The 8,843-nt window shown below is 63.3% G+C and carries 7 protein-coding genes; 5 read left to right on the top strand and 2 right to left on the bottom strand.

The features are described from left to right. On the top strand, positions 1-840 hold an 840-nt coding region (locus C1H69_RS22710; RefSeq protein ID WP_133155008.1), incomplete at its 5' end, for an autotransporter outer membrane beta-barrel domain-containing protein. A 307-nt stretch (positions 841-1,147) separates the two neighbouring features. Beyond that, the gene (locus C1H69_RS22705; protein ID WP_102655648.1) at positions 1,148-2,464 is read left to right on the top strand and encodes an ATP-binding protein; all 1,317 of its coding nucleotides are present in this window, start codon (positions 1,148-1,150) and stop codon (positions 2,462-2,464) included. A gap of 211 nt (positions 2,465-2,675) precedes the next feature. Here the strand turns inward: C1H69_RS22705 and C1H69_RS23745 are convergent, their stop codons facing one another. Beyond that, positions 2,676-2,843, bottom strand: coding sequence for a hypothetical protein (locus tag C1H69_RS23745; protein ID WP_165789566.1), 168 nt, complete (start codon positions 2,841-2,843; stop codon positions 2,676-2,678). A 105-nt stretch (positions 2,844-2,948) separates the two neighbouring features. Further along, a complete protein-coding gene (locus C1H69_RS22700) occupies positions 2,949-3,740 on the bottom strand; it encodes a helix-turn-helix domain-containing protein (protein WP_102655647.1) in 792 nt (263 codons plus the stop codon). A gap of 575 nt (positions 3,741-4,315) precedes the next feature. On the opposite strand from C1H69_RS22700, the gene C1H69_RS22695 reads away from it, so the two are divergent. The 3 genes from C1H69_RS22695 to C1H69_RS22685 all read left to right on the top strand — a co-directional run. After that, positions 4,316-5,344 carry an ESPR-type extended signal peptide-containing protein gene (locus C1H69_RS22695; protein ID WP_108724243.1) on the top strand — a complete coding sequence of 343 codons (1,029 nt, stop codon included), beginning with the start codon at positions 4,316-4,318 and terminating at the stop codon, positions 5,342-5,344. 51 nt (positions 5,345-5,395) lie between these two features. After that, positions 5,396-6,397: a helix-turn-helix transcriptional regulator gene (locus C1H69_RS22690; RefSeq protein ID WP_102655646.1), complete on the top strand. Its 1,002-nt coding sequence runs from the start codon at positions 5,396-5,398 to the stop codon at positions 6,395-6,397. Positions 6,398-6,522: 125 nt separating this feature from the next. Beyond that, on the top strand, positions 6,523-8,843 hold a 2,321-nt coding region (locus C1H69_RS22685; RefSeq protein ID WP_133155007.1), incomplete at its 3' end, for a two-partner secretion domain-containing protein.

The raw sequence follows: 8,843 nt of genomic DNA, 5'->3' as shown, positions 1-8,843 counted from the left end.
CCCTCCACCACCTGGGTGCGCGCCATCGGCAACTGGGGCCGCAACGACGGCGACGGCAACGCCGCCAGCCTCGACCGCGATAGCGTCGGCGTCGTCGCCGGTGTCGACACCCAGGTCAACGACCGGGTGCGTGCCGGAGTGCTGACCGGTTACACCCGTGGCGATCTCAGCATTGGCGGCGGACGCGGCAGCGCCGATATCGACAGCGCCCATCTCGGCCTCTACGCCGGTGCCCGCCTCGATGATGGCTCAGGTGAGGGTGAGCTATCCCTGCGCGGCGGCGCCTTCTACGGCTACCACGAGGTCGACAGCCAGCGTCACGTCCAGGTCGGTACGCTCGACGAGCGCCTCGAGGACGAGCGCAGCGCCCACACCCTGCACGCCTACGGCGAACTCGCCTACCGGGTCGACACCGGCCCGGTGACCCTGGAACCGTTCGCCAACCTCGCCCATGTTCACCAGCGCACCTCGAGTAGCGGCGAGAGCGGCGGCGATGCCGCATTACACAGCGATAGCCAGACCAGCGACACCAGCTTCGCCACCCTCGGTGTGCGTCCCAGCGTTGACGTGACCCTCGGCGACGCCGATGCCAGCCTCTACGGCAGCGTCGGCTGGCGGCACGCCTTCGGCGACACCACCCCGGAAATCGACCAGCGCTTCGCCGGTGGCGATGCCTTCACCGTCGCCGGCACGCCGATCGCCGAGAACAGCGGCGTGGTCGAGGCGGGGCTGAGCGTGGCGCTGAACGAACGCACCTCGCTGGATATTGCCTATGGCGGCCAGTACGGCGATGGCATGGAGGATCATGGCGGCCGGGCGACGTTCGAGTGGCGGTTTTGATGGCCCATCCAAGGTGGCAGCGGCTCTCTGCCTATGCATCCCGATTTTCCCGTTTTCGCTTGTCGCGCTTCTCATGTCTTGGCACCACGAGGGAATACAACCGTCTGCTTGTCCTGGTGCTTTACCGCCACAGGCAAGTGCAGGCGGGCGAATAATGTACACCGTCGATGGCTTCTCCAGCGGGTACCGCAGTTAGACGGGAGTCCATGCAACAATCAGACGAAGAGTCAGACAGCAATTGGACGCTGGATTGGCAACCAATTGGACGCTAACATAGCCTACAATTGGACGCTGGTAGAGGCGCGACATGGTAACCCCTTATCTCCCACGGCTGATTCGCGATCGGGTGCTGGAGTCCCTCGCCGATACACCGGTGGTCTGCCTGTTGGGGCCAAGACAGGTGGGCAAAACGACGCTCGCCCGGGGCATCGACCCCGAGCGCACCTATCTGAATCTGGATGACTCGACACTGCTGGAAGCGGCTCGGCAGGATCCGCTCGGCTTCGTCGAGAGTCTGCCTGAACGGGTCATTCTGGATGAAGTGCAGCGTGCACCGGAGCTGCTGCTGGCGATCAAGTCGGTGGTTGACCGAGATCGACAACCCGGCCGTTTCCTGCTCACAGGCTCTGCCAACCTGTTGTTGCTGCCCAAGGCGCAGGACTCCCTGGCTGGCCGTATGGAAGTCATCTACCTGCATCCGCTGACCGAGCAGGAGAAGCGTGTGAGCGCCTCTACCCTGCTGGCCACGCTGCTGGAAGGGAAGCTGACTCCCAGGATGGTGCCGGACAGCACGCCGCTTTCCCCCACGGCGGAGATTCTCTGTCAGGGTGGCTATCCCGAACCCAACCGGCGGCAGTCCCACCGGGCACGTCAATGGTATCGCCAATACCTCAACGCCATCGTGCAGCGCGACGTGCGAGATATCGCTGCCATTCAGGACGAAGATGGGATGCTGCGCCTGATGGAGATGTTGGCCTACCGCACTGCCAGCCTGCTCAACGTCAGCAATCTAAGCAAGGAACTGGGAATGGAGCGGGCCACGGTCACCAAGTACCTCGGCATCCTGGAACGCCTGTTGCTAGTCCGTCAACTCCCCGCCTGGCACCGTAACCACGCCAAGCGGCTGATCAAGAGCCCCAAGCTGCATCTGGTGGATACCGGACTTGCCGCGGCTTTGGGGCGTCTGGCGCCGGACCAGTGGCTGACCGAGGCAGAGCGCTTCGGTGCCCTGCTGGAAAGCCACGTGGTCGAGCAACTGGTCGCTCAGGCCTCCTGGCTCGACCCGGAACTGCGATTCTCCCACTACCGGGACAAGGACCAGGTGGAAGTCGATCTTGTCATTGAGCGCGGCCGGGAACTCTGGGGGGTGGAGGTCAAACGCGCCGCCACTGTGCAGGCCAAGGACGCCGCCGGCCTCGCCAGGCTTGCAGACCAGGCCGGCAAAGGTTTCAGCGGGGGTATGCTGATCTACAGCGGCCGCCACTGCCTCAAACTACAGGTGCCAGGTTGCTTCGCGGTGCCTGTCGGCATGCTGTGGGGAGAAGAACCAGGCAAGACCATCTCGCGCGAAGACGCTTTGCAAGCCTTGGTGGACCAGGCGCAGGATCTGGATATGGGGTATTGAAAGATCATGCCGGCCCGCCCGATCATGCGCCCAGCCTTTTGACTCTGCGTCCCGATTTTCCCGTCGTCGGTTGAGGGTCTATGCCCCAGGCGCAAGGCGATGGCTGTGCCACCGTACAGGACGAACCCCAGATCGGCGGCGGGACGAAGTTCTGGCCACAGTCGTTGCTGCGCAGGGGGCAGTATGTCCATTCGAGGTTTGAAGGTACGACTCATGTGAACCGCCGGCGAGGAAAGGCAGGCACCTGGTCCGGGCTGGCAAGGCCAAGACGGTAGTGCCAGTACGCCCATGAACGCGCATTGAACTGTCCCGCCTCGGCATGTGCCAAGACCTCGCGCAACACGTCATCACCGACTTGCGCGACGAGTGCCTGAAACATCCGATATCGCCTACGGCGGCCAGTACGGCGACGGCATGGAGGACCACGGCGCCCGGGCAACGTTCGAGTGGCGGTTTTGATGGCCCTGTCAGGTCGACGGCCGCATCAATGTCCCAGCCAGATCGCCGCCAGTGCGGCACGGCTTTTTACGCCGAGCTTGCGATAGATGTCGCGCACGTAGCTATGGGTGGTGGCCGGGGTCTGGTCCATCTCGGCGGCAATCAGTTTCTCGGGTTTATCGGTCAACAGCAGTCCCAGTACCTTTCTCTCCACCGGGGTCAGCGGCGTTTCACTGACCACCAGGCCGTAACTGAGAAAGACACGCCGCTGAAACCAGATCAGGCCCCGCAGAGCGCTGGCGGCCCGCTGCAGGTCGTCTCGCGTGAACAGGTCCTCCGCGTCCCGTTTGCGCTGCAAGGCAATATAGGCTTCGCAGTCTTCATTGACCGGCGTGGTGACGAACAGCGTGTCCGTGATGCCCCAGGAAAGGTTCACCCGCTGGTTGTATTCGGACTCGAACCATTCCTCGGGGACCAGTTCCCGTTTCAGTGCGCCCCGGAACTCCCCGGCCTTCCTGATCTGCGCAAGCATCGAGGAGTCGGGGCGCCGCTCCGACTCCCGGGATAGCTGCAGAAACAGTTTCATGCGTTCATCGTGGCCGTTCAGGTAGCGAATCACACGCGGCCGCCAGCCCATCATGGGGTCTTCGGGAGCGCAGTCGGCCAGGCGGATGGCACCCAGCCAATAGGCATTGTCCGCATCGCTGATCCGACAGAGGGCCTCCAGAAGGTGCAGCAGCGCGGCTTCGGTTTCAGAAGCCGGGAAGTGCGCGAGGCGGTCCCAGAGCGAATATATCTCGTCGGTGGCGGACAGCGTCAGGGGCGTGTCATAGGGCATTGTGTCGGTGCTTGCTGTGTCCAGAAGTGCTTACCGAGTATACAGGCACAGAACCTTTTTCCCAGGTCCCCCACACTCCCCGATGGTCGCTCGACTCGGGCAGTGCGCCCGAACCGCGTGGCGCACCCCGGTGATACCCCCTGATTAGGCGGGCGATTGACACGCACGCTCTTGTTAGGCTTTGTACGGAAACTGTCTGCGCTCGACTCCTGGCAAGCCTGCCCCTTCGTGTGTGGTGACAGAAGATAAGCAAGCTTTCCACTTGGGATTATCCCGAGGCGGATCGTCTGGAAGCGTCTCAGGATATCTACGTGTCGCTATCCTGCCTGTGTCGGACCCAAGGGACACAACCCATTGGCCAATAAGGAAGGGTGAATAAGAAAGGGCTGATAAGAAAGACGAAGCCTTACGCTTGAACTGGAGGTCGGGTCTCTGGCCGTGGTGCTTATCGACCGTTTTTTGAGTGCGCCACTATTGGGTAACGTCTGGCAGGCAAACAGAATAAACAAAAAAACACAAGTTAAAAGGTGCGCGGGACACCGTGGGCGCACCAGACGAACCTCTGGGAAGCCATCATGAATCATATCTATCGCACCACCCTCAATCGGGCGCTGGGCGTCTGGCGAGCCGTGGCCGAAACCGCCCGAGCGCGTGGCAAGGGCAATCGTGCCCCGGGCCGCGCTGCCTGCGTCCCGGGCGGCGGCGAAGGCGCCCTGGCCGCTACACGCCTGCATCTTCTCATCTGTGCATCGACGCTGACCATCGCAGTCTCAGCGAATATCGATTCGGCTTCCGCGCAGGTCATTACCTTGACAGGCTCCAACGACCCGGTCCCTCCAAGCCCGATGCCAACACACTGGAACGTCAGCGGAACATTACTTATCGGCGTATATGGGGACGGGAGCCTGACCATCGAGGACGCAGCGGAGGTTTCAAGTAGCAGTTTGATGATCGGCCATTCGGATTCGGGCAGCGGCAGCCCCGGCGGTGGCGGCGCTCCCGAAGCGGGCACCAGCGACCGCATCAATGTCACGGGCGACCTCGATCTCAACGGTACGCTCAACCTTCGCCAGAGCGGCGACCTCGTCAAACGTGGCGACGGCGCCCTCGAACTCAGCGGCGCCAACGCTTACGGCAACACCATCGTCGAGGCAGGCACATTGCTCGGCAACGTCGAGGCGATCCCCGGCGATATCGCCAATGCCGGAACGGTGGTGTTCGACCAAGCAGGCGATGCGTCCCTTGCAGGCGACATCACGGGCCTTGGCGATGACGCCGGGCGGATGGTGCTGCGCGGCGACGGCACGCTGACCCTCGATGGCGCCAGTACCCTGGACTGGACCGTCGAGGCTGGTGGGCTGGTCTCGGCCAGCGAGCGCTTTGCTGGCGACCTGGCCATCGACGAAGACGCCTCGTTCACCTTCGACCAGGAGAGCGATGGCCGCTATGCCGGCATCCTCACCGGTTACACCCGTGGCGATCTCAGCATCGGCGGCGGACGTGGCGACGTTCGAATGGCGGTTCTGAGCGCTGATGCGAGTCGTGTCTCGACTCGTGGCAAGCCTGCCCCTTCGTGTGTGGTGACAGAAAACAAGCAAGCATAAAAATAGCGTTGCGTTCCATGACGTTGGGGCGCGAGACAGGGAACCGGCACGATGTCCTTCATCCATTTTTCTACCTGGGATTATCCAGAGGCGGATCGTGTGGAAGCGTCTCGGGATATCTACGCGGCCATATCCCGGATCGATCTCGATATCCCCAAGAGGGAAGCGCTCGATATCAATACACGGATTCGGCTGCTCCCCGGCGTTTCCATTGCCTTCGTCGAATCCTCCAGGCTGACGGCAACCCGTGGCAAGGCACAACTCGCCGATGCAGACGACAGCATTTCCCTGATGTTGAACCCCGGCGGCCCTGGCGGGTGGGAGTTCGATCAACGGCATTTCCGCAACATGGTGTGTCCGGTGGGAGCCGGTTGCGTTGGATTCCAGGATTTTCCTGGCCGCATCGGCTTTCATGGTCAGCGGACCCGTTTCCTGAGCGTGGGATTCTCCCGCGACATGCTGGCCCCTCTGGTGGCCAACCTCGACCGTGCGGCCAGGAATAAACTCGCTCCCAGCGAACCCTTACGCCTGCTGACACGGCAGGCGCTTGCATTGACCCGCCGCTCCGACGAACTGCCACACGCTGAGGCGGCTCGCATGTCGAGACAATTGCTGGACATGACCACGCTGGCGCTGGGTGGCACACCGGATGCCAGCTCCCGGGCCTTGACACGCAGCCTGGGCGCCTTGCGGCTACGTGCCATCAAGGCCGACCTGCGAGTGCACGCCTGGCGCGGTGACCTCTCCCTGGGGTGGGTCGCGCGACGGCATGGCGTATCGCCCAGCTATGTGCGTGCCCTGTTCGATCGTGAAGGTTCCAGCTTCACCGACCACCTTCTCGAATTGCGACTGCGGCGAGTATTCGAGCGGCTTTGCCACCCGAATTCAGGCAGCCATCTGAATTCGGGTAAGAGCGACGAGCGCTCAATCACCGATATCGCCTATGCCGCGGGCTTCAATAACCTCTCCTGGTTCTATCGTGCATTCAAACGGCGCTTCGGCATGACGCCCAGCGACGTGCGCGAGCGGCGGATGGCGGAAGAGGAAGAATAAATGATCTCCATGGCTTCCCATGTCGTGTCGTGTAGCGCTGAGTGGAGGCCAGCGGTCTCCCACCTTGTTAGCTTCGAGCCAAAAAACCAACGAACTCATAAGATGACAGGCAGGGGTCGGCAGGCATGAATCGTACGTATCGTATCGTCTGGAAGGTCGCCAGAGGGGTCTGGCAGGCTGTCGGGGAGCATGTCCGAGGAACCGGCAAGGGCCGCAACGGCGGTCGACCGGCCCGCAGCCCACGCCTCCCCATCGGCGGCTTGCTGGTGGCGTGGTCGCTCTCGGTGGCTCTCGTCCCGACGGCCTTGGCCTCGGGGCTGCCTGGCGGCGAGCGGATCGTCGGCGGTGCCGGCGGGTTCGACCGCCACGGCAACCAGTTGACCATCGAGCAGCACAGCCAGAACCTGGCGATCGAATGGCGGGACTTCTCCATCGACGAAGGTCACCGGGTCGAGTTCGTGCAACCCAACGCCCAGGCCGCCGCCTTGAATCGCGTCACCGGCGATAGGGTGTCGCACGTTCGCGGCGCACTCTCCGCCAATGGCCGGGTGTTCCTGGTCAACCCCAACGGCGTGCACTTCTCCGCCACCGCCCAGGTGGATGTGGGCGCACTGGTTGCCTCCACGCTGGATATCTCCACCGAAGACTTCATGGCGGGCAACCACACCTTCGAGGGTGGCAGCGGCAACGCGGTGATCAACGCGGGCAACATCACCACGCTCGAGGGCGGCCACGTCGCGATGATCGCCGCCGAGATCATCAATACCGGCAGCATCGAAACGCCCCAGGGCAGCATGCTGATGGGCGCGGGCAGCCGCGTCACCCTCGATCTTGGCGGCCCGGTCAAGATCGAGGTCGAAGAGGCAAGGCTGGAGACCTACATCGGGCAAGGCGGCGCGATCCGCGCCGACGGCGGGCTGGTCTACCTTACCGCCAAGGCCGCCAATGACCTCACCGCCAGCGTGATCAACCACACCGGCATCACCGAAGCCCGTACCCTCGCCAGCGGTGACAATGGTGAAATCATGCTGATGGGCGATATGAGCGGCGGCCAGGTGCGGGTGGCCGGCACGCTGGACGCCTCCGCGCCGGATGGTGGCGACGGCGGTTTCATCGAAACCTCCGCCGCCAGGGTCCGCATTGCCGACGAACTGGCCGTCACCACCCTGGCCGCCGATGGCCGGACCGGCGAATGGCTGATCGACCCCACCGACTTCACCGTCGGCGCGGGAGGCGCCGAGGAAACCGACAGCGGCATCGGCGCCGATACCCTCAGTGCCAGCCTGGGCAGCACCAGCATCACCCTGCAAACCGTTGCCGAGGGCGACGAGGCCGGTGATATCCATGTCAATGCCGACGTCAGCTGGAGCGCCGACACCATCCTGACCCTGGACGCGCATGGCGATATCAACATCAACGCCGCCATCACCGCCACGGGCGGCAGCGCGGGACTGCGCCTCAACCATGGCGGCCATAGCCAGAACGACGGCAGCGTCCGCGAGGGCACCGGCTACCACGTCAATGCCCCCGTGACGCTCTCGGGGGAGCATGCCGAGTTCTCGGTCAACGGCGACACCTATACCCTGATCCACGATATCCAGCAGCTACGGGACATGAGCGACGACCTGGCGGGCCGCTATGCGTTGGCCACGGACATCGGCGCCAGCGAAACCGCAAGCTGGAACGGCGGCCTGGGATGGAACCCCATCGGCGATTTGGACAACGGCTTCACCGGCATCCTCGAAGGGCTGGGCCACGTCATCAGCGACCTGACCATCCGGCGTCCGAGCCGAAACGGCGTTGGACTGTTCGGCATGACGGAAAGCTCAGCGGTGATTCGCCATCTTGGCCTGCAAGACAGCCGTGTCGAGGGCTATAACCGTGTCGGCGCCCTGGTGGGCAATAACCGGGGCATGATCGAGCGTAGCCATGCCTCGGGCCGCGTCGAGGGGGAGAACCGTATCGGCGGCCTGGTGGGCATGAACGACGGTGGCACGATCACGCGCAGCTACGCCACGGGAGAGGTCGAAGGCATCTATTCTCGTGTCGGCGGTCTGGTGGGCTTCAACGACCGTGGCGAGATCACGCGGAGCTACGCCACCGGCAGTGTGACGGGTAATGAGAATGTCGGCGGTCTGGTGGGTGCCAATTTCAATGGCGAGATCATACAGAGCTACGCCACCGGCAGTGTGGTGGGCCACAGCAACATCTATATCGGCGGTCTGGTGGGCGTCAACTGGGGAGGCGCCGTCGAGAGTGGTTTCTACGCCACCACCGACGCCGATGGCAATGCGATCAACGTAGGCTTGAACGGTATCGGTTATGGCAATGGCAATGTGGCAGGCAGGATACTTCATTCGTTGACTCGCCCGGAGACCTTTGCCGGTTGGGATATGGATGGCTGGTCCTTCGACTCGGACGCCGGGGCGGCGGGGTATCGTGTCAG

Source organism: Billgrantia endophytica, from assembly GCF_002879615.1.
Classification (GTDB): domain Bacteria; phylum Pseudomonadota; class Gammaproteobacteria; order Pseudomonadales; family Halomonadaceae; genus Halomonas; species Halomonas endophytica.
Note: the sequence above shows the minus strand (reverse complement) of the source record. Positions and strands in the feature narration are given on the sequence as shown.

Excerpts from the sequence above, each read along its gene's own strand:
- C1H69_RS22705 (WP_102655648.1), top strand. The coding sequence starts at position 1,148 with ATGGTAACCCCTTATCTCCCACGGCTGATTCGCGATCGGGTGCTGGAG.
- C1H69_RS22690 (WP_102655646.1), top strand. The coding sequence starts at position 5,396 with ATGTCCTTCATCCATTTTTCTACCTGGGATTATCCAGAGGCGGATCGT.
- C1H69_RS22695 (WP_108724243.1), top strand. The coding sequence starts at position 4,316 with ATGAATCATATCTATCGCACCACCCTCAATCGGGCGCTGGGCGTCTGG.
- C1H69_RS22700 (WP_102655647.1), bottom strand. The coding sequence starts at position 3,740 with ATGCCCTATGACACGCCCCTGACGCTGTCCGCCACCGACGAGATATAT.
- C1H69_RS23745 (WP_165789566.1), bottom strand. The coding sequence starts at position 2,843 with ATGTTTCAGGCACTCGTCGCGCAAGTCGGTGATGACGTGTTGCGCGAG.